The 23739-nt window shown below is 63.3% G+C and carries 21 protein-coding genes; 5 read left to right on the top strand and 16 right to left on the bottom strand.

The window, feature by feature from the left end; all coding sequences use genetic code 11:
- The first annotated feature begins 34 nt into the window (after nt 1-34).
- Nucleotides 35-1066, top strand: a complete 1032-nt coding sequence (locus HUK72_RS20895; protein WP_176598517.1) for an IS110 family transposase — start codon at nt 35-37, stop codon at nt 1064-1066.
- A gap of 493 nt (nt 1067-1559) precedes the next feature.
- Complete coding sequence (locus HUK72_RS20890; RefSeq protein WP_176598904.1) at nt 1560-2489, top strand: hypothetical protein; 930 nt, start codon at nt 1560-1562, stop codon at nt 2487-2489.
- Nucleotides 2490-3134: 645 nt separating this feature from the next.
- Here the strand turns inward: HUK72_RS20890 and HUK72_RS20885 are convergent.
- From HUK72_RS20885 to HUK72_RS20875, 3 genes are all read right to left on the bottom strand, one after another.
- Complete coding sequence (locus HUK72_RS20885; protein WP_176598516.1) at nt 3135-4337, bottom strand: replication initiator protein A; 1203 nt, start codon at nt 4335-4337, stop codon at nt 3135-3137.
- A 418-nt stretch (nt 4338-4755) separates the two neighbouring features.
- Nucleotides 4756-5847, bottom strand: a complete 1092-nt coding sequence (locus HUK72_RS20880) for a ParB/RepB/Spo0J family partition protein (RefSeq protein ID WP_176598515.1) — start codon at nt 5845-5847, stop codon at nt 4756-4758.
- Nucleotides 5848-5906: 59 nt separating this feature from the next.
- On the bottom strand, nt 5907-7103 hold the full coding sequence (locus HUK72_RS20875; RefSeq protein ID WP_066563674.1) for an AAA family ATPase: 1197 nt from the start codon (nt 7101-7103) through the stop codon (nt 5907-5909).
- Nucleotides 7104-7304: 201 nt separating this feature from the next.
- Here HUK72_RS20875 and HUK72_RS20870 point away from each other — a divergent pair, with 201 nt between their 5' ends.
- From HUK72_RS20870 to HUK72_RS20860, 3 genes are all read left to right on the top strand, one after another.
- On the top strand, nt 7305-8645 hold the full coding sequence (locus tag HUK72_RS20870; protein WP_176598514.1) for an anti-phage deoxyguanosine triphosphatase: 1341 nt from the start codon (nt 7305-7307) through the stop codon (nt 8643-8645).
- An 85-nt stretch (nt 8646-8730) separates the two neighbouring features.
- Nucleotides 8731-10548, top strand: a complete 1818-nt coding sequence (locus tag HUK72_RS20865; RefSeq protein WP_176598513.1) for a S8 family serine peptidase — start codon at nt 8731-8733, stop codon at nt 10546-10548.
- A 5-nt stretch (nt 10549-10553) separates the two neighbouring features.
- Entirely contained in the window at nt 10554-11801 is a 1248-nt protein-coding gene (locus tag HUK72_RS20860; protein WP_218036193.1) for an MBL fold metallo-hydrolase, read from the top strand.
- Between the two features lie 219 nt (nt 11802-12020).
- Here the strand turns inward: HUK72_RS20860 and HUK72_RS20855 are convergent, their stop codons facing one another.
- The 13 genes from HUK72_RS20855 to HUK72_RS20795 all read right to left on the bottom strand — a co-directional run bounded on the left by HUK72_RS20855 (nt 12021) and on the right by HUK72_RS20795 (nt 23733).
- Entirely contained in the window at nt 12021-13052 is a 1032-nt protein-coding gene (locus tag HUK72_RS20855; RefSeq protein WP_176596472.1) for an IS630 family transposase, read from the bottom strand.
- A gap of 30 nt (nt 13053-13082) precedes the next feature.
- Nucleotides 13083-14675: a family 16 glycosylhydrolase gene (locus HUK72_RS20850; RefSeq protein ID WP_176598511.1), complete on the bottom strand. Its 1593-nt coding sequence runs from the start codon at nt 14673-14675 to the stop codon at nt 13083-13085.
- Between the two features lie 356 nt (nt 14676-15031).
- Nucleotides 15032-15475, bottom strand: coding sequence for a RidA family protein (locus HUK72_RS20845; RefSeq protein ID WP_176598510.1), 444 nt, complete (start codon nt 15473-15475; stop codon nt 15032-15034).
- A 7-nt stretch (nt 15476-15482) separates the two neighbouring features.
- Nucleotides 15483-15926 carry a hypothetical protein gene (locus HUK72_RS20840; RefSeq protein WP_176598509.1) on the bottom strand — a complete coding sequence of 148 codons (444 nt, stop codon included), beginning with the start codon at nt 15924-15926 and terminating at the stop codon, nt 15483-15485.
- A gap of 23 nt (nt 15927-15949) precedes the next feature.
- Nucleotides 15950-16684, bottom strand: a complete 735-nt coding sequence (locus tag HUK72_RS20835; protein ID WP_176598508.1) for a hypothetical protein — start codon at nt 16682-16684, stop codon at nt 15950-15952.
- A 171-nt stretch (nt 16685-16855) separates the two neighbouring features.
- A complete protein-coding gene (locus tag HUK72_RS20830; RefSeq protein WP_176598507.1) occupies nt 16856-17218 on the bottom strand; it encodes a nuclear transport factor 2 family protein in 363 nt (120 codons plus the stop codon).
- Nucleotides 17215-17643, bottom strand: coding sequence for a RidA family protein (locus HUK72_RS20825; RefSeq protein WP_176598506.1), 429 nt, complete (start codon nt 17641-17643; stop codon nt 17215-17217). The genes HUK72_RS20830 and HUK72_RS20825 overlap by 4 nt, the downstream gene beginning before the upstream one ends.
- Complete coding sequence (locus HUK72_RS20820; RefSeq protein WP_176598505.1) at nt 17640-18401, bottom strand: 2-keto-4-pentenoate hydratase; 762 nt, start codon at nt 18399-18401, stop codon at nt 17640-17642. Before HUK72_RS20820 ends, HUK72_RS20825 begins: the two co-directional genes overlap by 4 nt.
- Nucleotides 18402-18474: 73 nt before the next feature.
- Nucleotides 18475-19266 carry a 2-keto-4-pentenoate hydratase gene (mhpD, locus tag HUK72_RS20815; RefSeq protein ID WP_176598504.1) on the bottom strand — a complete coding sequence of 264 codons (792 nt, stop codon included), beginning with the start codon at nt 19264-19266 and terminating at the stop codon, nt 18475-18477.
- Nucleotides 19263-20723, bottom strand: a complete 1461-nt coding sequence (locus tag HUK72_RS20810; RefSeq protein WP_176598503.1) for a 2-hydroxymuconic semialdehyde dehydrogenase — start codon at nt 20721-20723, stop codon at nt 19263-19265. The genes mhpD and HUK72_RS20810 overlap by 4 nt, the downstream gene beginning before the upstream one ends.
- A gap of 46 nt (nt 20724-20769) precedes the next feature.
- The gene (locus tag HUK72_RS20805; RefSeq protein WP_176598502.1) at nt 20770-21579 is read right to left on the bottom strand and encodes a tRNA U-34 5-methylaminomethyl-2-thiouridine biosynthesis protein; all 810 of its coding nucleotides are present in this window, start codon (nt 21577-21579) and stop codon (nt 20770-20772) included.
- Nucleotides 21580-21702: 123 nt separating this feature from the next.
- Nucleotides 21703-22587, bottom strand: coding sequence for a tRNA U-34 5-methylaminomethyl-2-thiouridine biosynthesis protein (locus HUK72_RS20800; RefSeq protein ID WP_176598501.1), 885 nt, complete (start codon nt 22585-22587; stop codon nt 21703-21705).
- Between the two features lie 105 nt (nt 22588-22692).
- Nucleotides 22693-23733: an aromatic ring-hydroxylating dioxygenase subunit alpha gene (locus tag HUK72_RS20795; RefSeq protein WP_176598500.1), complete on the bottom strand. Its 1041-nt coding sequence runs from the start codon at nt 23731-23733 to the stop codon at nt 22693-22695.
- Nucleotides 23734-23739: the final 6 nt, after the last annotated feature.

The raw sequence follows: 23739 nt of genomic DNA, 5'->3' as shown, positions 1-23739 counted from the left end.
ACTTTATGCCGAAGCTTTGAACAAGGAGGATGCAATGGCGGTGTTTGCAGCTCTGGATGTGTCGCAGGATCAGACGGCGATTTGCATGGTGGACCAGGACGGCGCGATGCTGGCGGAGGCCAAGGTGCCGACCTGCCCGGAGGCGATTGCCAATTGGCTCGCGGAGCGATCAGATGGCCTTGAGCGGGTCGGCATGGAAACTGGCCCTCTGGCTGTCTGGCTTTGGAACGAATTGGTGGCGCGAGAGGTGCCGATCATCTGTCTGGACGCGCGCCATGCCAACGGTGTGTTGAAAATGATGCCCAACAAGACCGATCGTCATGATGCCCGTGGTCTGGCCCAGATCGTACGGACCGGCTGGTTCAAGGCTGTGCAGATCAAGAGCCACGACGCCTACGTCAATCGGGCGATGCTGACAGCCCGGGAAGCGTTCGTCGGCATGCGGGTTCGGCTGGAGAACGAGGTCCGGGGGCTTTTGAAGACCTTTGGTGTTATGTTTGGCAAGCGTGTCGGTGGATTCAAGCGTCGGGCCGACGAAATCATCGCCAAGGAACTGCTGGTTGCCCCAGAACTCATCCCGATTTTTAAAACGCTGATACAGGCTCGCCGCGACATTCTGTCTCACATAGCAACACTCGACAAGCGGATCAGGGCGATCGCCAAGCGGCATGCGACGGTCAGATTGTTAATGACCGCCCCCGGTGTAGGACCGATCACAGCGATGTCCGTAGTAGCAGCCTTCGATGATGCCGCCCGGTTCCGACGGTCGTCCGGCGCCGGTGCCTACCTCGGGCTGACGCCAAGGCGCTACGAGTCTGGCGAGATTAGCCGGAACGGTCGCATCTCGAAACGCGGGGATGGGTTCACGCGGAAATGCCTGTTCGAGGCGGCGAATGCGATCGTCTGTCGGGACCTTGGTGGCCCACGCCTACGCAGCTGGGCCAAAGCTATCGCCGAAAGAACAGGACCCCGGAAAGCCAAGGTGGCTCTGGCGCGGAAACTTGCTGTAACATTGCATGCGATGTGGCGCACTAACACGCCCTTCCGGGAGCCGGCGATGGCATAGATCTCGCAACTGAAACGACACTGATCATCAGCACAACGGAATGCGTCCAGCCGGGACGCGCGGCGAGGGTGAGATCGCTCCCAGGTTAGCGGCAATGACCGCGCACACCACTTCGATCCACCCGACCTGGAACGCAAACGTGCGGCACCCGACGCGGTGACCGCGGAGAGAACCCAAGAGCCCGGCACGCAGGATGGATCGCTGAGAGATCAGCACTTGACCAAGGCGATTAGAGAACGTGTTGGGACACCATCGCCCACCGCGTTGAAGCGGTCCTTTTACTCGCACACAATCCATATGCACCTTCCTCTTCCTGTGCCTGATCACCATCATTCAGAGACTGGCGGTCGCCGATTTATTATGGCATAGGCTTACCGGCGGATTAGTCGCTTGGCGCTCTATTTCCCCTACCATCCATCCTCAAAATAATATCATAGCCAATACAACCAACCATGCTATTTGGTTGTATGACTTGTTGCGCTATACCTTGGAAATGCGCGACTTTTCGTCATCTTCGGATCACGCCCTGCTTCTCCTGGGCCGACTCGATGGACGGCTTTGCAACAGCCCCGCAGCCGATATTTGGCTGGCGAGAGCGAGGCTGAAGGGAGCCGCGGCCCTGGCGAGCTTTGCAGGGGTCCCGGTTTCGGTTGCGGATCTTCAAAACTGGATTTGCGGGCGGACGCCGCCGCCCCGGCATAGCGAGGGGCTGAACGATCCCCTATCCGTCGCCGCCCTGTTCCATTTTGCCCTTTCCGCGACGGAGGCAGGCGACCCCATCGTCCGCGCGACGCTCAACATCTCCCGAACCCTGCTCGACGACCGGAAGGAAGCCGATCTGTGGGCGTCGGAAGATCTGGTGCGCTTTGGGCCTGCCTGGCGCATGGCGCAGATGCTGCTTGAGGCCCCCTACCCTGCCGCTTCCTTCCAGGCGATCGCTCAACGGCTGATCGATGCGCGGGCAAGCCTCGACGCTCCCGTCACCGAGGGGCAGCTTGTGACCACCGCCGATGGGCGGCAATGGCGTATCGATCCGCGACGGTTCGACATGGGGTGGATTCTCGCCTGCCATCTGCCCGGCGCGCTCATGGCCACGGGACTGAGTTTGCGCCGCTTGCCTCTTTTGGTCGATTTGCCGCGCTTCTGGCCGGACGATGCCGGGCTTCTGGCTGGACAGATCGCTGTCATGGTCGCTCGGCAAGCGGGTCAGGGGTTGGTAGAGTTGGACCGGCTGGAGGCGAAGCTGGCGCGCTTGCCGGTGACGTTGGACGTGACGCGGCGGAGCAGGGCGCCCTTGCTGATGCGGCTGGAGCTTGCCTATCCTGGCCTCAGCAAGACGGCTGTCGCCCGATTGCTGGGCATTTCCCATCAAGGCGCGACGAAGCTTGTGGCGCAGGTCGAAAAGCTGAAGGAGCGGGGTTAGGGAAAGCGGGCATCAAAGAGCCCATCCAGTTCTTTTCAGACCCTATAATCTCCCTGCTGTTACAAGGTTTCTAAGGAAGTTAAAGAGTTAAGGCTCTCCAAGCCCATGCGCGAATCGCGAGAATCGCATGAGTCGGCATTCGACCGCCGTTCCCGGAAGGTCGATGGTCTGTTCCCATAATGTCGAAGGCGGCGTTCCCGAAATGTCGGGAAAACGTTCCTGAAGGAGCGAATGGCGTTCCCGGAATGTCGAAGGTCGCTATTTGCCGTAGATTGGGTGCGGGAGATTGAATCATATTCGTCAGGGGTGCCGGGAAGGACGTTCAAAATCCTCGGCAAACGGAGGGCGGAGAAATTGGCTGGTGCGGGGGCCTGCATATTTGGCAGGACAACCCGACACTTCGGGAACGGCTTTGCCCTCCCCCTTATTTGTCTTGCAGGCGGGGCATGGGAGGAAGAGCGTAGAGGGCGCATGAGGCGCCTCGATTGTCCGGCGCTGCTGCGCGAGAGCAACGAAGGGAAGCCCTCCAACCGATGGTTCGTGCCCGCCGGTGCGCTATTTTGGCCAGTTGCCCTTGCCTCTTTCGCATGGCTTTCGGGAGCGTCCTTCGTTCCCTGGCGATGCGATGCACAAGGCATTGCCTCTTTACAGCCGGTGCCGGTTTTTCTCGTGGAAGCGGCGTACGAAGCCGATGAACGCCTTCTGATAATTGACCGGCGTGCGGGCGGGATCGGCCTCCAGCCAGCCGCGGAATTCCTGATGGAGGGTCTGATAGTCCCATCCGGGATATTCGGCGCGCAGGGTCGCGAGCGTGGCGTCGGTGATTTCCCCAGCGCTGGCTTTGGCGGAAAGCCCGGCCAAGGTCCGACGGATCATGGCGCCGGCATCGACCAGCATCTCCTTGTCGGCGGCCGCAGAGGAGGGCGCGGCCGCAGCGGTCGCAACCCGGCTGTTCGAGGAGCGCGGCTCTGCGGTCGTGCGCGGCGGTGTCGCGGCGGGCAAGGGATCGGCCTGCGGGCGGCGGCGCATGCGGAGGAACGGCTCGCGCTTGCCGTCCGGCTGCTCCAATTGCACCGTATAGCCGGGCAGGGGGTCGCGTTCAGCGATCTTGGCGATCTCGAACTTGAAGCGGCGATAGGCGCCTTCGGCTCCGGATTTTTCGAAGAGCGTCGGCATGGAGATGGCGAAGCCCCCCTCCCCTGCCCCGCCCGCATGTTTGCGCGCCACCTTGTAGAGCCAGCGTTCGCGGCCGCCGGTCAGGTCGAAATAAGCGCGGTCGATGCTGAGTACGCCGCCCTGCATCAGTACGCCTTCATAGAACCAGTTGCTGAGTTCAATGGTCATGCCGCGTGAGCGTTCGGTGCGTTCGTCGACCAACTGCGTCCAGCCGTCGAGCCAACTGAAGGTGGCTTCGCGGCGATTTTCGGCGCGGATATTGGTCTTGATCGTGGTCGAGACGAGGCGGTCGAGCGACTGGCCCAGCAGCTCATAAGCGCGGCCGGTGGTCGGGCGATGGATGGCGCGCAGCAGATCATAGGGCATGAGGTGCAGCTTGCGCGGAATGTCGTTAAGGCCTCGGCGCGCCATGTCCGCGAGGACCGAGGCGCAATAGATCAATATGTCGGCGTCCCAGATGGTCGCCATGCCATAGTCGGGATTGGCCGAGACATGCACCCAGGCCTTGCCGTCGGGGGAGGTATAGTCGATCGGCTTGACCCGCTTCGACTTGGCGAGGCTGAAGAAGGGGCGCTCCATCATCTCGCGCTGATCGCGCAGCGGCATGTCCGCAATATAGGGGAGGAACAGCTCGAACTGGTCGTTGATCTCGGTCTTGGCGGCGCGGGTCATGGGCAGGTCCTGAAGATGAGCGGCGGCCCATGGCGTGGTGCAGCGGAGTGCGGTGGCGCGTCGTGGCGGCGAAACCGTGAATGATGTGGTGAAGTGGAGAGGCTGTCGGCAGGGCAGGGGCAAGATGGCGGGGGGCGGTGATCGCCGTTCGGGACAGCCATGTCGCGAGGGAAAGGGGAGGGGGTTGGCGCGGCCATGGGGGCAGGCTTCGCCATTGGGGGCGATGGGTGGTCGTCGGGCGAAAGCGGGCCGGGGCAGGGAGGGGTGTTTCCCCGGGGAAACGGGAATGGCATTGCCGTTGCGGAGGATCGTGTGGGCAGGGGATGTTTCCCCGGGGAAACGGCGGGCAGGGGCAAGCGGGTCAGCCCGGCCGGGCATCCCGTTTCCCCTGCATATCCACCCTGCCCCCCATATTCCATCAGCGCTGAAGCCCCATGCCTTGCCGTTCGAGATGTTCCAGCGTGTCGCGCAATGCCGTGGCGAGCGTTTCCATGTCCGCGCCTGAGCCTGCATGGAACCGGATGGTGACGCCCTGTCGGTTGACCGACTGCACCGTCAACGCCGGGCGGCCATAACGGGTGCTCCAGGTGAAGGGTTCTTCCTTGGGCGCGGCTTGCGCGACGCGTGGCGCGTCGAGCAGCCGCTTCAGCACTTCGGCGGCGGGAATCGAGGAAGCGCCCGCGGTCCGCAGGGCACGTTGCTCGGAGGCGAGGCGGCCCGCTTCCGCGTTGATCGCAGGCGCCGCCTTCGGATCGTCCAGAGCCTGGGCCAAGGCATAGGCAGGCTTCAACTGCACGTCTGCCGGGGAGGCGAAGGCGTCGATGATCCTATCCTCTATCCCCGCGACCTTGATCATCTTGCTGAGCCAGCCCTTGGAGAGCTTCAGCCGTTCGGCCATGCGGGTCAGATGGCTGCCATAATGGGCCTTGAGCGCGTCGGCATAGTTGCGCGCGCGTTCCAGGTCCGACACGTCCTTGCGCGCGCGGTTTTCGAGGTCGGCCAGACGAAAGGCCGCTTCATCGTCGAGCTGGGCGACCTGCGCCACGAACATCATGTCGGAATAGCTGTTGGCGCGCAGCCAACTGATCGACCAGTGGCGGCGGGTGCCGGCGATCACTTCATAGTCGTGATCGGGATCATCCTCGATCCGGCGGACCACGGCGGGCACTTTCTGCCCGCCCTCCGCGATGATCGAGTCGATCAGTTCCCGGCAATTCTCCTCGTTGAGATGGGCATAGTGACGGGCATTGCCCGTCCAGATGCGCACCTTGGCCGGATCGAGCAGCAATTGCGTGACCTGCCGCACCTCCCCCGAGGCGAGACGGGCAAGGGCGGATTCGCGGCCTAGCAGCGTCGTGCCGCGGGCGCGTTCCTGGCGCGGTGCGGCCGGGGCTGGCGAGAGGGGTGGAGCGGGCGTCCTGGCTTCCTCCGGCTCGGCCGCGACGGGCGGCGCCGCCTCCGCTTCGTCGGACAGGAGGGCCGCCAGATAATCCGATTGCTTACGCGCCATGATATTCCCCCTCCGCAATTAGGGAACATTTTGTGAACACATGCGTGGGGGAGAGGGTTTTACGCCGCATTGACAATGTCCTCCTCCCGCGCTGGGGCGACGCGGCCCCAGCCCTGGCGCACCAGCGCCTCGATCTGGCCCATGGCTTCGTCCAGATTGGCGCGGCAGCGCTTGTGCGTGCGCGGCGTGCCGATCGGCTTTTCCAGCTCATAGACCGTCATCATGCGCAGCGCCGCATGGCTGATCTCCGCGCTGTCAAGGATCGGGATGGGAAGGAGGGCAGGGCCGAAGCTCTGTTCCATGATGGCGCGGACCATCGAATGGCTGGGATCGTTGCTGTCGAATTTCGAGCAGAGCAGCCGCACGAAATGATAGTCGACCTCGATCCCCGCCTGCTGGAGCTGGCCGATCACCTGATCCATCATCGACAGGAACTGGACGGTGGAGCAGAAATCGGGCGTGGTCGCGGCCAGCGGCACCAGCAGCGCATTGGCCGCCTGCATCACCGCAAGGCTGATCGTGCCCAGCGCTGGCGGCGGGTCGAGCAGCACCACGTCATAATGGCGCGCCAGATCCATCAACCCCTGTTTCAGCTTGCGGAATCGCGCCGCCAGCACGGAGCCGCCGTCGCTGCCCGCCGCCGCCAGCTCATATTCCACGTCGAACAGTTCCAGATTGGACGGGATCAGGTCGACATTGGGCCAGGCGGTGTGCTTGACCGCATAGAGCAGGTCGACCTGTGTCGGGTCGATCGACAGATAGGGGTAGAGCGTCTCTTCCCGCTGGATGTTGAAATGCGGGTTGAAGCCGAACAGCGTGGTGGTCGTCGCCTGGCTGTCGCAGTCGACCACCAGCACGCGATAGCCCTGGACCGCGAAATAATGAGCGAGATGGGTGGTGACGGTCGACTTGCCGACGCCGCCCTTGAAATTCTGCACCGCGATGATCGCGGGCACGTCCATCGGGGCGCGTTCGGGCGAAGCGCCCAGCACCTGCCGCATGTTCAGCAGCTCTTCCACCTTGTAACCGGGGCGGCGGCCATTTTCGGTTGGCGGGGCAGGGGGCAGGCGGCCATCCTCCTCCGCCATGCGAATCCGATTCGTCGAGCAGCCAAGCAGTTGCGCCGCCTCGGCAATGCCGAAGCGGATGTTGAGTTCCTTGCGGCTATCCGGCAGAAAAGCCTTGCGGCGCAGGCGTTCGACCATCTTTTCGCCGGCCTCCGCCAGATCCCCGATCTGGGTTACCACTGCGTTCATTCCTGCCCTCGCGCGCGATGTTGAAGCTTGTTTGGGGCAGATGTGGCATAAATCCTTCAAATTGGCAAATAAGGGGAAATTGAGATGCGAAGCGGCACCGCCACCGAATAATGAATCCGTTTTCCGAGACAGGGGAACAGGTTCAGGCTATGCCCGAATCCACGACAGGGCGACCTTAAGATTCGTCGGAGAACAACCCGGATGAGCTGGTACGACCGGCAGGAAAATTGGCAAGCGCAGAGCGAGGATGCCCGCGACGAGGCGGATGTCGACTATGCGCGGGTCATCCATTCGGCATCCTTCCGCCGCCTGCAGGGCAAGACCCAGATCCTCAACCTGGGGGACAGCGATTTCTACCGCACGCGGCTGACCCATTCGCTGGAGGTCGCGCAGATCGCGGGCGGCATCGCGCGCCAGTTCCGGCAGGATTTCGCGGACCATCCCGCCATTCCCCATCTGCCCGGCCACAGCTTGATCCAGGCGATCGGCATCACCCATGATCTGGGCCATCCGCCCTTCGGCCATGGCGGGGAGGTCGCGCTGAATTATTGCATGCGGCAGGCGGGCGGGTTCGAGGGCAATGGCCAGACCCTGCGCATCCTGTCCCGGCTGGAAAAATATTCGGCAGGGGCGGGGGCCAATCTGATGCGGCGGACGCTGCTGGGCGTCCTCAAATATCCGGTTCCCTTTTCCCAGGCCTATAATCCCGCCTGCGCGCCCCGGCTGAACGACAGGCCCACCGCCATCCGCATCATCGACCGCGCCGCGTCCAAGCCGCCCAAATGCTATCTCGATACGGAGCGGCAGGCGGTGCAATGGATATTGGCGCCCTTGTCGAGCGCCGACCGGGAGGGGTTCACCGCGCTGCGCCCGCAAAGCGGCAAGCACCATAAGGCCATTCACAAATCCTTCGATTGCAGCATCATGGACGTGGCCGACGATATAGGCTTCGGCGTCCATGATCTGGAGGATGCGCTGGCGCTGCGCCTGATCAGCGAGGAGGCTTTCCGATCGCTGGTGCCGGAGGAGGAATGCGCCTCCTTCCTTGTCCATCTGAAGCGGAAATATCCCGGCGAGTCGGAGAATAATGTCTATGAGCGGCTGGTGGAGATGCTGTTCGGGGAGGGCGGCGAACGCAAGCGCTGCATCAGCCGGATGGTCCATCATCTGGTCACCCATTGCCGGATCGAGACGCTGGAGGAATTTGAGGAGCCGCTGATCCGCTACCGGGCCGGGATGCAGGAAGGCCCGGCGCGGTTCCTGGGCGCGCTCAAAGACGCCATCTATCAGGCCGTGATCCAGAGCGCGGGGGTACAGCAACTGGAATTCAAGGGACAGAAGATGGTGGTTTCGGTCTTCGAGGCTCTGGCGTCAGAGCCGGAGACTTTGCTGCCCGCCGATCAACTGGCGCTGGTCCGGGCGGGGGAGGAGGTGCCGAGGGTGATCTGCGACTATATTGCGGGGATGACCGACGGCGCTTTGCTCAAGGCCTATGACCGGCTTTTCAGTCCACGCATGGGGTCCATTTTCGACCAGTTCTGATGGCGCCGACGCCAGAATGACATTTGCGAACGCTATGACATCGCTATAATAAATGGCGTTCCGAACGTAGAAGGGGGCTACGTCCTTGACACCGGCTGAGGTCAATTCGCTCCTGTTCGGCATGGGGGAGCGCCAGCGCTTCACGCAGGATACGCCGATCCTGCCCGAAGTCTGGTATGCCTATGCGGCGGCGCCGGACGCCCGCCATGATCTGCTGATCACGCCGCTCAACACGGATTCGGCCAACCGCCTGCTGCGGGAGATGCTCGACGCGCATGGCGACGACACTCTGGTCGAGGCGGTTCCCGCCGCCCTGCGCGGGTTCGTCGCGATGCGGCTGACCTTCGAGGAATTTTGCAGGCTGATATTGCCGCGCACCCAATGGGCGAAGGATGCCGTCCAGCTCGCGATTGACGGCAATATGCAGGCCGGATGGCTGGCCGACATCCTGTCGCGTGATCGGCCGGGGCCCCGCGCCCGAGGGCCGCGTCCCGCCATGGCGGCGTTCGAGGTTGCCCGCATCGCCTTCCTCATCGGCGCCATAGCGGTAGAGGGCGAGCGGCTGAGCGCACCAGCAGCAGCCGATCCGGGCGACGCTTTCGCGGAGCAGGCCATCGCCCATGCGGAGGATCTGGTGGAGGGCTTTGCCGTTGGCGACATGGCGGCCCTGATCATGAGCGCTCCTCCGGCAAAGGGCATATGGCGCGTGTCCATGAACCGGCCGCTTGATCTGTCGGACAGCCAGTCGCGCAGCACGGTGAAGGCCGATGCGGCGGCGCGGGTGTTCGAGGTCGATTGCAGCGACATCATCTGGGCGGTGATCGATTCCGGCATCGACGCGAACCATGCCGCCTTCAACGACGGCGGCGTTCGGCGCGTCGTGGGCAGCTATGATCTGGCGAGCCTGCGCCCGCTGATCAACGCTGCCTATCGGCGCAATCCGAGGCAGAATCCCGAGCTTGCGCGCTGCTGCGACCGGGCTGGGCTGACGATGGAGCAGGGCGTCGTGCTGCTGACGGCGATCCACCGCGCGCTGGAAACCGACAATATGGACTGGTCGTCGATCGAGCCGCTGATCCGCCTCCAGACGCCGCCGCGACCCCAGGACGGGCACGGCACCCATGTCGCCGGGATCATCGGCGCCAATTGGCGCGGCGACGATGGGGAGGCGATCGTTGCCGGCCTGTGCCCCAATATCCGGCTGATGGACCTGCGCATCCTCGTTCCGGCGGCGGGCGATCCAGACGAGGAACTCAAGCAGGCCGAATTCGCGGTGATCAGCGCGCTGCAATTCGTCCGCTATCTGAACGGCCGGAACGAACATATCGCGGTGCATGGCGTCAATCTGAGCCTCTCCATCCCCCATGCAGTGGAAAATTACGCCTGCGGGCGCACGCCGATCTGTGACGAATGCGAAAGGCTGGTGGGGGCGGGGGTCACGGTCGTCGCGGCGGCGGGCAATAACGGCTATCATGGCTTCGAAACCGCCAAGGGGGTCTATAACGGCTATGCCACGCTCAGCATCACTGACCCCGGCAATGCGGAATCAGTGATCACCGTCGGGTCGACGCACAAGCGCGAGCCGCATAATTATGGCGTCTCCTATTTCTCCAGCCGGGGGCCGACCGGCGACGGACGATTGAAGCCCGATCTGGTCGCGCCGGGCGAGCGCATCCGCAGTACCATCCCCGGCGACGATTACGGTCCGCTCGACGGCACCAGCCAGGCCGCGCCGCATGTCAGCGCCGCCGCCGCGATCCTGATGGGGCGCTTCCCTGAACTGATCGGCCAGCCGCGTCGCATCAAGCAATTACTGTGCGAAAGCGCCACCGACCTTGGCCGGGAGCGCGTCTTTCAGGGCCATGGCCTGCTCGACATTCTGCGTGCCCTTCAATCCTATTAGGAGAGATGATGATGGAGCATTTCACGCTGGAACCGCTGGCCGCACGGCATGGCGATTGCCTGCTGCTGCATTTCGGCCCTGCGGGGTCGCCGGGGACGATCCTGATCGACGGCGGGCCTTCGCAGGTCTATGGCCAGTCGCTGAAGCCTCGGCTCAAGCAGCTCCAGCAGAACCGGCCGGGCGGCGCCTTTGCGATCGACCTGCTGATCGTCAGCCATATCGATGACGATCATATTCGCGGGGTCATCGACTTCACCGAGGAATGGCGCGACGCCAAGACCGATCATCGCCCCTGGGCCTGGCCCGTCCGGCAGCTTTGGCACAATAGTTTCGAGCGGATCGCGGGGGGCAGTCCCAAGGATGTGCGCGCCTCCATCCTGTCCTCCTTTGGCGCGCAGACTTTCCCGGAAATCGCGGAAATGGACGGCGATGACGAGGATCGGCACGCGGCGTTGAAGATCTTCGCCAGCGTGGGGCAGGGCGCGCAGCTGCGGAGCGATGCGGAACTGCTGGGCATTCCGACCAATCAGGGATTTGCCGGGCTGGTCCAGCCGGGCAGCGATCCGGCCGATCCGGTGGATTTCGGCAGCGGGCTGAGCCTGCATATCGTGGGGCCGCTGCCCGCGCAGATCGACGCACTGCGGCAGAAGTTCGCGGCGGAATTGCCGAAGGGGCCAGCCGCGTCGTTCGCTGCCTATGTCGACGAGTCCGTGCCGAACCTGTCCAGCATTGTCATTCTGGCTGGCTACAAGGGCAAGACGATGCTGCTGACCGGCGATGCGCGGGGCGACTATATGCTTGATGGTCTGGACAATGCGGGGCTGCTCGACAACGGCAAGCTGCATGTCGACATCCTGAAGATGCAGCATCATGGCAGCGACCGGAACACGGCGAGCGGTTTCTTCAAGGCGGTGACGGCGGATCATTATGTCGCTTCGGCCAGCGGCAAATATGAAAACCCCGATCGCGAGACGTTCGAGATGCTGATCCACGCCCGGCCGAAGACGGACCGCTACACCATCCACCTGACCGGCGAAGTCGATGCCATCGACGCGCTGCGGGAAAAGGAGCGGGCGGCGACCAGGGCGGAGAAGCTGGCGAAGCACAAGCCCGCGCCGCCCGCATGGGATGCGGACAAGCATGGGCTCGCGACCCTGTTCGCCAAGGCGGGGCAGGAAGGATATAAGTTCAAGGTGCGGACGCCCGCCCAGGGTTCCGTCGCGATCGACCTTCTCGACCCGATTGGTTTTTAGGGTTCGCCTTTTTAATGATGCCGTGCTCCTACGCAGGCAGGAGCACGGTGCATTAGGGTGTGTGGGCATTCAGTTCAGGGTGAGACGAAAATCATGGATTTCGAGAACCGGCGCGCAGCGACCATGAAGGTCGTGAGCACCCGAAGCGCAGAAAGCCGCGATTTGCAGCCCGCCATGGGCTGAATGCCCACGCACCCTATTGATCCGGCACGTTGATAGTTAGGCTGCATATTTGCAACGGGGGTCTCTGAAGAAAGCGCGGACTTTTTCTGGAGAATTTGCGAGGCCAGTCATGTGGTTTTGGGCCGCGGCTTTGAGTTTGGCCTTGGTTTTCTCCGGCACGGTGGTGCTGATGGCATGCTTCAGGCTGGCATTGAGCCGCTCGTCCGGGTTCAATTCGGGCGAGTAGCTGGGGAGATAGAAGATCTCGATTTTGTCCTTGCGCGTTTCGAGCCATGCTTTGACCAGTTTTGAGTGGTGGGCCCGAAGATTGTCGAGGATCAGGAATATCTTGCGATCAGCGTCCTTGATCAGGGCTTCGAGAAACTCGATCAGCCGTTCGGCGCCAAAGTTGTCCTCGATGATCATCCAGCGCGTCTTGCCCTGATTGGTGACCGTTGAGATCATCGACAACTTGGCACGGCTCCCAGGCGCGTAGGCCACTGGAGTTTCTCCCTTTGGAGCATAAGATCGACCGCGCACGTCCGTGTTGACGACTGCGGTCTCGTCCCCCCAGTGGATTTCGCCGTCCTCGGCCTTTGCCCGCTTTTCGATCGCAGGATAACTCGTCTCCAGCCAGGCCCTCACGGCCTGAGGGTTTTGCTCATAGGCGCGACGGATCGGCTTTTGCGGTGTGAACCCCCACCGCTTGAGATAATTCCCAACCGCTCGGATTTTCAGGGGAATGCCACATTCCCGCGCGATCAATTCCATCACCGCGCCGCGGGTCCACAGCGCAAATTCCATCTTCAGTTGTTCGGGACGCTTTTCGCTGATCAGCCGGCGAATGTGCAACTCCTGCTCTGGACTCAGGCTCCGTCCGTCACCTTGGGACCGGCCACGCTCCTTGGGCTTAAGACCCTTGCTGCCTTCCGCTTCATAGTTGTCGATCGCTTTGCGAACTGCCGGCCACGAAAGGCCCGTCAGCTCGACAATCCGCATCACCTTGTGGCCCGACTTGTGAAGGCGGATCACCTGCCGGCGAAGCTCGTGAAGCGCTGATGCGCTCAATTTCCGGGCGTCTGTTTCCATGGTCAATCATACCCATCAACCAACTCGAAATCAATATATTTTCATGCCCGGTCTATAGTTCGAATAGACTTTGACGTCCTTGACGATCATGTCGCCGGAGCCGTCCATATAGTCGCCGCTGGTCTTCACCGCGACGTCCATGATTGGATACCAGCGGAAACCGGCGAAGGGATTGACCGCCTGATAGGTCTCCTTCCCGTCAATGAACCAGGTGATGTAGTCGGACTGAATGTCCACCGCGAAACTGTGGAAGCCCGAAGTGAATCCGCCGATGCCGTAGATTTCGTCGGTGTTCATGAAGATGCCCTGCTGAAATGTCCGGGTGATGTTCGCGCCGCCATGCAGCGTATTGGCGGTGTAGCGGTCGAAATCCCACCAGCTTTCGAAGCCGAAGCCTTCGTATATGTCGATCTCCGGCGGCCAACCGGCGGTTGAGATCAGCCAGAAGGCGGGCCAGGACCCGCGCCGGTTCGGCATCTTCGCGGTGAATTCATATTGGCCATAGCCGATCTGCAGCGGCCGGGTGTTGTGACCGCTCAGCACGACCGAACCGTAATTATAGGGCACGCCGTCCCAGGTTATGGGTGCCGTCAGCTTCTGCGTGTGCATGACCAGCCCCTCGTCCGTGTAGCGGAGCGGCGCTTCTATGCCATAGTCGCGGTAGACCCAGCCGTCGAGATAGATGCCGGTTTCCTGATTGCCGGGCTGCGAACGGCCATTGGGCAGCTTGGTCGACCAGGCCTTGTCATGCCCGGCGTCCGACCATTTCATGGTTTCGCGGCTCATCTTCCACTGAAGCGTGCCCGAAGGCTGGAAGCTGCGTGGTTCGCGGCCTTCGGTCTGTTCCGCGGTTGGCGGCTGCTGGAAATCGCATTGCACGAAGGCGCGGTCCGTGCCCATCTTGCCGCCCCAGGGCGCCTCGACGAAGCGGACGATGAAGTCCGCCTGCGGCACGCCCAGCAGGATCGGCACCGAGACGGTCTTGGTCAGCGGGTCGCCCGGACGGAAGATCACCGCCTTGTAGATGCTTTGATAGTTGACGCCCGCCACGCCCCTGACAAGGCCCGGCCCATCCTCCGTCATCACGCGCGCGATCACGGTGTTGGGCGTCGGCCGGTCGAGCGAGATCGGCACATAGGCGACGGTCGATCCGGGACGGTAGAAGGCGGGGCCGACCGACGCCGTCGCCAGTTCCGGATAGCGGGTGCCGCCGGCGAAGTCGAAATTGGCGAAATCGCCCGCCTGCGCGGTGGACGTGGCGGCGAGCGAGAGCATGGTGCTGGTCAGCGCCATTTGCCCGGTTGCGCCCCAGACGGGGCTGCCGGTCCGGCCCATATTTGCCGTCGCGGGAAGCAGCGCGGCGGGATTGCTGCTGTCCAGGGCCGTGGTCCAGGGACTGGGTGACGGTCGCGAGAAGTCGATTTGCGGCGACGGGTTCGCCGCCTTGCCGAAAAAGCCGTTGGTGAGGATGGCGGCGACGCCCGGCCGGTCTTTCGCCGCGCGCGGGGGCGCAGCGCTTCTTTCAGTTTCGGCGGTGAGGGACAGGCCCCACTCGCTGAGGCAGAATATGAGCACGCACGCGAACAAGACGCCCGCAAGCGGGCGTAGAGAGAAAATGCGCATGGTACGACCCCTGTTGTTGAGCGGCCCCGTGCCGCCTGTGTTGAACCTCCTTCCCGGAACGGCGGATTGCCCCGGCGCCGTTGCGGGTCCATAGATGGTTGATGCGGATTCGTCCGCTATAGCGTTGAATAATAATGGATTTTCAGGCCATTGAAAAGACCGTGGGCGTCATCTGTCGATGATCATGCACATGTCGGCGGCGTCTTCAGGCCCGAACGACGCCCGGCGGCAGGGCGGCGTCTCGGCGCAGCCTCATGATCGTGCATAAAAAATCGACTCCGACCCCGTTTGAGACGGGGCGGAGTCGATCAGAAACGGCGGTTCGTTCGCTCAATGCGGAAACGCTCCAGACCCGTTCAGCTTTGGGTGCCGATCATCGCGGTTACTTCGATCTCCACAAGCATTTCAGGAACCGCCAGCGAGGAGACTTCCAGGAAGGTGTGAGGTGGGCGAGGGGCGCCGTCGAGCTCTTCCCCCTGGACTTCGAAATAAGTCCAGATATTGGCCCGATCGGTGACATAGGCCGTCATGCGCACGACATCGGCAAGGGTGGCGCCATGCGCGGCCAGCATGGACTTGATCTTTCCGAAAGCAATGTGCGTCTGCTTGCGGAAGTCGCCATCGCCCAGGATCGTCACCGCGTGAAGCTCGGTGGCTTCGGGGTCCTCGGCGGAGACGCCCGAGAGGAAAAGGAACTTCGCCCCCGCTGCGGCCTCGACGATGGAAACGTCGCTGAACAGGTCGCGGGCCCAGCCCTTGTTGTGATTGACGTTCGTCTTGGTGAATTTCTGGTTGGTCATGATGTCCTCAACGAGCCTGGACAAGATCTTGCGGATCGATTGCCGCGGCCAGCGGCCGAAGCGCTTCAACGCAGTGACGATAGGCCAGGCACAACGGCACCGACAGAACCCCGTGGTCCGACTGTTGCGCCTTCGCTTTCTCGACAAGCGGGGCCACCGCCTGCAGCGCGTACAGCGCCGGTTCCAGGGGAAGCTCCGCGATCGAAGCGGCCATTGCGCGCCTTACCTTGGCGGGATCGAGCGCCGCCTCCAGCCCGTCCTTGCCCGCCGACTGCAGGCCCGAGCGCGTTGCGGTCAGCCCTTCCAGCAGCGTTTGCGAATGGGCGGCGACGGCGGCGATTTCGTCGGTGGTCAGGGCAGGGGCCGCCACCTGGTCGATCAGGGCATCGAGCTGCTGCGCGGCCTGCAGAAGCTGCCTCGAATAGATCCTGAGATCGGTTGTCGTTGACATGGAATACTCCGTAAATGCGGGGATCAGCGGGAAGCGGCGTTTTCGAAGAAGGTCAGGTATCTGATCATCTCGGGATCGTCATAGGTCAGGCTGGAGGTGTTCTCGCAGAAGAGCGTGGCGGCCGCGTCCATCGCCCATGCGGCGGAGAGGAGCAGCTTGCCCGATGCGGCGCGGTTCTTGCGGATCGCGGCCGGCGTGAAGTCCACCTTCTCCAGATAATCGCGCGCTGTGAGAAGCAGCTTTCCCGCCGTCAGCCTTTGCTTCGCGCCGCGCCAGGTGTTGGAGATCACGGATACCCATGGCCATGCGGCGACGGTGGCGGGATCGAGCAGCTCCAGATCCTGCTTCCAGATGACCGCCATGATGTCGACCAGCCACTGCCCCTTGTCCACGAACTGCTCGCCCCGGTACCTCAGCTTCTCCTTCAGCACCCGGATTTCTTCCGGCTCGCCCAGACCTTCCATGAAGAGGATGCCTGCACCCGCGACGGCACTCAGCGGACTGAGGTCGCCGCAACCGGCGGCGGTGCTGCGCGGATGAGAGGTGTCGAAGGGAGCCGTCGCCAGCGGCTCCGCCTCCCGCTGCCAATAGTCGCCAAAGACCTTGAGCCGGTTTGCCTCGCGGCTGATGTCCGCGGCGATCTCCAGCAGCAGCGTCGCATTGAACCGCATATGGTCGCGGTGATACAAGGCGATGTTGTGCCGAATGTGCAGCGCCGAGTCCGCCGCTGCGGCGTGGTTCTCATTATTCGGTTGCATTATAACTCCTTGCGGCGTGGATTAATGGAAAATGCGGGGGTTGAAGTCATGCATCGCAGTAACGGACATGTGACTGGATACACGGAAATACTCGACTGCAAATCATAGCATCTCTGGATCATCGACGGAAGTTGACCATGGTCCTGCATCTGGGCGGTTGCATGCGTAACGCTAACGATCGAAGATGATCTTCAGGCTTTTGATCAAGCCTGATGTACCGCTGAACTCGAACAGGTCGACAAGGTCGGTGTCGATCCTGACATCGTCCTTGCGCACCCATTCATAGGCGAAATGCGCGGCCCAGCGCCCCGCCGCGTCACCGGCGGCGGCGTAGATGGTGTGGATGCGGACGCTGGCGCTGATCGTGTCGTCGAACAGCTTGCGGTAGAATGGCGCGACCGGAACCTCGCCATAGACCGGCGAGTGGACGACCCCTTCCGGATCGAAGCAGGCGAGGGTGGCGTCCAGGTCGCCCGCCTCCATCGCCTTCAAATAAGTGCGGACGATGATTTCCTGTTGGGCGGGCGTGGTCATTGGCGGCCTTTCCGCGGGGCATGGGCCACCGCTTTCATTTCGACAAGGAGGAGGGGGTGGGGAAGCTGGTGGACGGCAACCGTGGTGCGGGTGGGGCCGGTCTCATCGAAATATTCCGACCAGACCTCATTGAAGCTGCCGAAATCGTTCATGTTCACGAGGAAGCAGCCGACCTCCACCAGATCGCGCAGATCGGCTCCTTCGCTGCGCAGGATGTCGCGGATATTCTCGATCACGGCGCGGGTCTGCACGCGGATGTCGAGATCGGTGACGCCCATGGGGTCGACCTTGGCGCCCGCGAAGCTGTTGTCCGGCAGGCGCGAACTCGTTCCGGACACGAACAAGAGATCGCCGGCGCGGCGGATGTGGGGAAAGCGGCCACGCGGCTTCGCTTTCCCGGCGACGATGCCTTTTGCCTCCGTCATGCCGCCACCGTGAATTCGGCGGCGCCGAGCGCCTGGACGTCGAGGCGGACATGCAGTCCGGGCCGCAGCGGCTCCGCATTGGTCGCGGAACCGGCCAGCACGATGTCGCCGGGGCTGAGTTCCTCGCCCGCGTCAGCCACCAGGCGCGCCGCCGACACCAGCGCCCGGAGCGGATGGCCGAGGATGGCCGCGCTGGAGCCAATCTGGACCGGCAGTCCGTCAAACTGCATCACTATCCCCAGATTGGCGATGTCCTGCGTGGCGCGCCGCCACGGCCCCACCACCAGGCCCGAGGAGGAGGCGTTGTCCGCGACGACGTCGCCCAGGCTGAACTTGAAGTCGCGATAGCGGGAGTCGATGATCTCCATCGCGGGCGCGACGGCTTCGATCGCGTCCTGCGCCTGTAGCATCGAGACCACGCCGGACAGGGGCTTGCGGATGAGGAAGGCGATTTCCGGCTCTACGCGCGGATGGATGAAGCGCTTGAGGTCGAGCGGGGCGCCTTCCTCGACCAGCATCCGGTCGGTGAGGCGGCCCCAGATCAGGTCGCTCACGCCCATCTGCACCATCTTGGCGCGGCTGGTGAAGCCCAGCTTCATGCCGATGCGGCGCTCGCCACGGCTGAGGCGCCGGTTGATGGAGGCAGCCTGAACGGCATAGGCGTCGGCCTCGCTCAAGCTTGCTCCGAACTGGGGAATGGCGGTGGCGGTCCGGGCGGCTTCGTCCACCGTCGCGGCAAAATGTTCGATGTCGGTCATTATCGGCGTGCTCCCTGGACATCGCGCTGTTTCAAAAGGCCGGGCGCATGGCCGGCCGCTGGCTTCGTCTTGCTCATATGGCCTCCCGTCCGAAGACGGCCGTGACTGATCCCAGCCCTTCGATGCGCGCTTCGAGGACGTCGCCGGGCCGGGCGGCGACCATCGGTCCCAATGCGCCGGTCAGGACGACATCGCCCGCCTGCAAGGGCCGTCCGACCTTCGCCATGGTGCGCGCCAGCCACAGGGCGGCGTTGAGGGGATGGCCTAGGCAGGCCGCGCCCGCGCCGACCGACACCGGCTCGCCTGATCGGAACATTGCCATGCCGCACAGGCGCAGATCGACGTCGGCCAGCTTCTTTGGGGTCGCCCCCAGCACATAGGCGCCGCTGGACGCATTGTCCGCGATCGTATCGAGGATGGAAATGTCCCAATTGGCGACGCGGCTGCCGACGACTTCGATCGCCGGAAGCAGATAGGCGGTCGCGGCGACCAGTTCGGTCAGCGTCGTATCCTTGCGGTCAAGATCCCGATCGAGGACGAGGGCGACTTCCGCCTCCCCCTTCGGCTGGAGCACGCGATCCCAGGCGATGGTCTCGCCGTCCTGCACCTCCATGTCCGCGAAGAGAATGCCATAATCGGGCTGATCGACGCCCAATTGCTTTTGCACGCTTTTCGCCGTGAGACCGATCTTGCGCCCGACGATGCGCCGACCGTCCTTCTCGGCGCGCTGGACATTGAGGTTCTGCACCGCATAGGCGGCGGCAAGGTCGCCGTCAGGCAGCAGCCCGCGCACGGGCGGGCAGGGGGTGCCGCTGGCCTGTGCGGAAAAGAGCTGCCGGGCAGCCTGTTCGATAGGAGAGGTCATAGCTTGATGCACACATTTTTGAGTTCAGAGTAGAAATCGAGCGAGTGCCGGCCGCCCTCGCGCCCCAGGCCGGACAGCTTGGCGCCGCCGAACGGCGTGCGCAGGTCGCGAAGGAACCAGGTGTTGAGCCAGACCAGCCCGACCTCGATCTGACCGGCGAGGCGGTGGGCGCGCATCAGATTGCTGGTCCAGACCGCGCAGGCCAGGCCATATTTGCTGTCGTTCGCCAGGTGCACGGCTTCGGCTTCGTCATCGAACGGGATGATGTTGCAGACAGGGCCGAACACCTCCTCCTGCATGCAGCGCGAATTCTGGGCCAGGCCGGTCCAGACCGTGGGCTGTATATACCAACCGCCCGCCTGCGCGCCGGGCAGCTCCGCGATCCCGCCGCCCGCGACGACCTCCGCGCCTTCTTCGCGGGCGAGGTCGTAATAGGACAGCACCTTGTCGCGATGGCCGCAGGAGATGAGCGGACCCATTTCGGTCCGGCTATCCCACGGATCGCCCAGCCGCATCGCCTTGGCCTTGGCGGCGAGGGCGGCGACGAAGCGATCGTAGATCGGTCGCTGGACATAGACCCGCTCGGTGCAGAGGCAGACCTGGCCGGTGTTGAGGAAGGTGGAGCGGGCCACGCCTTCGACCGCCTTGTCGAAATCGCAGTCGGCAAAGACCAGCGCCGCATTCTTGCCGCCCAGTTCGAACGATACCGGGCGCACGCCTTCGGCCGCCTGGCGCATGATGGTCGCGCCGGTCTTCGATTCGCCGGTGAAGGTGATCGCGTTGACGCCCTTCGACTTGACGATCGCCTCTCCGGCGGAATTCGGGCCGAAGCCGTGGACAAGATTGAACACGCCCTCCGGCGCGCCCGCCTCCGCCATGACCTCCGCCAGCAGCGTCGCGGTGCCGGGGGTTTCTTCCGACGGCTTGGCGATGACGACATTGCCGCAGGCGAGGGCAGGGGCGACCTTCCAGCTAAAGAGCAGCAGCGGCAGGTTCCAGGGCGAGATCACCCCGACCACGCCCAGCGGACGGCGCAGCGTATAGTTGAGCGCGCCGCCGCCGTCGGGCGTGGGGCTTTCATAGACCTCGCCCGGCGCGGTGCGGATGATGTTGGCGAAGGTGCGGAAATTGGCCGCGCCGCGCGGGATGTCGAGCGACCCCGCCAGCGCCGCCGGTTTGCCCGTGTCATTGACTTCGGCGGCCAGGAAATCCTGCGCCCGGCGATCGATGCCCGCGGCGATCCTGTCGAGCAGATCGGCGCGTTCCTCGACCGTCGATTTGCCCCAATCGCCTTCCAGCGCCCGCCGGCCGCCCGCGACGGCCTCTTCGACCAGGCTTTCGTCCGCTTCATGGACGATCGCGTGCGCTTGGCCCGTGGCTGGGTTGATGTCCTCGAACCGCCGCTTGCTTTCGACAAAACGGCCGTTGATGAAATTGCGATAGTCAATTCGTGGCATGTTCGCTCCGAGGCGGCACGGCCCCCGAAGGCGCCGTGCTGGCCGGTTAGTTGAGGGTGAATTCGACGACAGCCGCCCCGGCTCCGTAGGTCGCGCCATAGCCATGCACGGTCGCGCCCTTAAAGCCGCCGGTGGCGCCCAAGATCCAGCCGAGATGCTTCATTCCCATCTCGCCCTTGGCCGTCTCCAGATAGTGGGGCAGTTGATGGCGCAGGGCTTCGTCGCCCCGCTGCATGGCGTCGAGCAAGGCGCGGTTCGCGGCATCATCTTCATCGCGGACGATGCGGTCCTCCGCTATGTCGATGGCATGATCGAAATAGCGGCCCGAAAGGCCGCCGATGCCGATCACGGCAGCGCGCTTGCCCTGCAGATCGGCCTGCGCCGCCGCCAGCTTGCCCAGTGCCTCCGTCGTGGCGAAGTCCTGATAGAGATTGTTGGCGGCGACCACGGCGGGGATGACGCCGCCGGGGTTCAGAAAGGCGTTGGCGACGATCGTGCCGGAATCGATCGGGAAATCCTCATAGTCGACAGTCTTCGATTTATATCCGCAATCGTTTGTAGAAGTGGCGCAAGCATGGGCCAGCTCGACATCGGCGCGCAGGTCCATTTGCAGGTCGCCATAGTCGTACCAATTCTCGTCGACATGGATACCGGTGCTGTGGGGCCGCGCCTGCCACAATTCGTCCAAGACCGCGAACCACTGCGTCGAATAGATCAGCAGAACGTCGGGCCTGGAAGCGGCAAGCGCCCGGCCCGCCGCATGGCTGGCGTCAGCGAGCGGACGCCAGGCGGGATTGTCGGGCCGGAGGAAAGGAAGCGGGTTGCCCGGCATCAGAAATGCGGAAACGATTGGCATGTGGAACTCCAATTCCAGAGCATCGCGCGCAAAAAAGGAATCGGTTTGCGTGACGACGATGCGGTAACGAAGAACGAAGAGCACGCCGCGCCGGGTTCGCGGCGGCGCGCTCCAGGCCGGGGATCAGGAAGCGAGGCGCCATTCCATCACGGCATTGCCCGTGCCGATGACGGTGCCATAGCCGTAAAGTTGCGCCGGAACGTCGGTATAGTCCATGGCCGACACCATCCAGGGGAAGGCGCCGGACTTCACTTCGGCAAAGGCTTCCTCGACCCATTCGGGGAAGAGGTCCATCACCTCGCGCAGCTTGCCCTGCCGCATGAGGTTGATCATGCGCATGTCCCACTTGTAGCCCTTGTAGCTTTGCGGGTGCTCCCGGCTCATATCCTCGGGAATCTCGGGCTCTTCATGGAAATGGAAGTGCGAGAAGGTGTTGGAGGCGAGCAGGACGGCGCGCTTGCCGCTCTTTTCGATGGCGCGCCGGGTCGCGACGCCCAGCCGCTGCATTTCCTCGATGCCCTCGTCCAGTTCCAGATAATAAGGGGAATTATTGGCGGAGATGCCCACCACCGGGATGTCCCATTGCGGACGGACCATGTGCAAGGTGGTGATGGTGCCGTAATCCACGCGGAAATTGGGATTGCGCATCATCTGGGAGGTAAGGCCCACAGCCTGCGCCTCCGCGCAGCAGGCTTCCGCCAGTTCGACGTCGACCTGCATGTCGAAATTGTAGCGGAAAAGATTCGGGAAGATGGGATCGACGGATTTGCCCGTCAGGCGCGGCACGCCGAGGAAATGGTGGCCGACCAGGGTGATCCAGTGCGGCGAATGCACCAGCAGCACGTCCGGCTTCAATTCCTCGATGCTCTTGCGGACATGCTCGTAGCCCCAGCGGAGCATTTCCCAGCCGCCCTCCGATCGGGCTTCGTTCTGGGGCGGGTTTTCGGCATAGACGAGATGCGGGGGGTGTGGCGCCACAAAGCCGGCGACAATCTTACCTTCAGACATGGCTGGTCCTCTCAGCGCTGTTTTGAACCCATCCAGCTTCGCCGTCGAAGCGGCGACTCACGGCATGAAAACTAACTTGCAATCGATTGCAGATCAAGTTGCGTATTAATGCTTTTCGTCAAGGCCGGTCTCGGCGGCCGACAAGCGTTCGATGAGCCGCCGATATTGCACCAGGGCCGAGTCCGCGCGGACGATCAGCATGTCGGCTTCGCCATCCGCCAGCCGCGCCTGCTGCGCCTCGATAATCTCCTTGTCCTCCAGGAAGGCCGCGTTCGCGACGGCGGAGAAAGCCTCGGCATAGCCGTCGACATCCTCTTCGACCCTGGGGCCATAGGCGAAGAAATAGCGCGCCGTGCGGTCCGTCATGGGCGTGACGGCCTGCAGCGCATAGCTGAACGAGAGCAGGGACGGGTCGTCGCCCGGAGCCTGGCCCGCATGACGTTCGGCGGTGCCGACGGGGAACATCTTGAAGGTCAGGCTCAATATGCCCGGAACCGAAAACTCATATTCGTTCCAATAGTCGATCCGGCCCAGCTCCGGCTGGTGATGGGGCGGCGGCTGGTCGAGCACCCAGCGTTCCAGATGCAGGCCGCGTTCGCGCGTCTCGATCCGGGGGCGGGTGCGGGCCCATTCGTCCGTTACGCCGAAGCTGTTGGGGTGAACATAGCTCAAATGGCTGAAATCGAGGAGATTGTCGCAGATCAGGGCGGCCGCCGCCTGATAGTCGATGACGCCCGGTTTCAGGACGAACCGGCCTTCGTCGATCCCGCTGACGGTGGGGATCAGCGCGGGGTCGGCGCTGGCTTCATCGCCCATCCAGATCCAGATCCAGCTATGCCGCTCGACCACCGGATAGGCGGTGACGCGGGCGGCGGAGGGGATGGCGACGACGCCCGGAATCTCCGTGCAGACGCCCGTCGCTCCATATTTGAAGCCATGATACATGCACCGGATGTCCTCGCCCTCGACCCGGCCCTTGGACAGAGGAGCGGCGCGGTGCCGGCATCGGTCTTCCAACGCGGCCAGCCTTCCCGTCCCGCTTCGATAGATGACGATCGGCTTGCCGAGGATCTTGAGGGCGAGCAGTTCCCCATGGGCCAGGGACTGCGCCCAGCCCGCTACATACCAGGCATTGCGTACATACATATGACC

The organism is Sphingobium sp. 15-1, assembly GCF_013375535.1.
Taxonomy (GTDB): domain Bacteria; phylum Pseudomonadota; class Alphaproteobacteria; order Sphingomonadales; family Sphingomonadaceae; genus Sphingobium; species Sphingobium aromaticivastans.
Note: the sequence above shows the minus strand (reverse complement) of the source record. Positions and strands in the feature narration are given on the sequence as shown.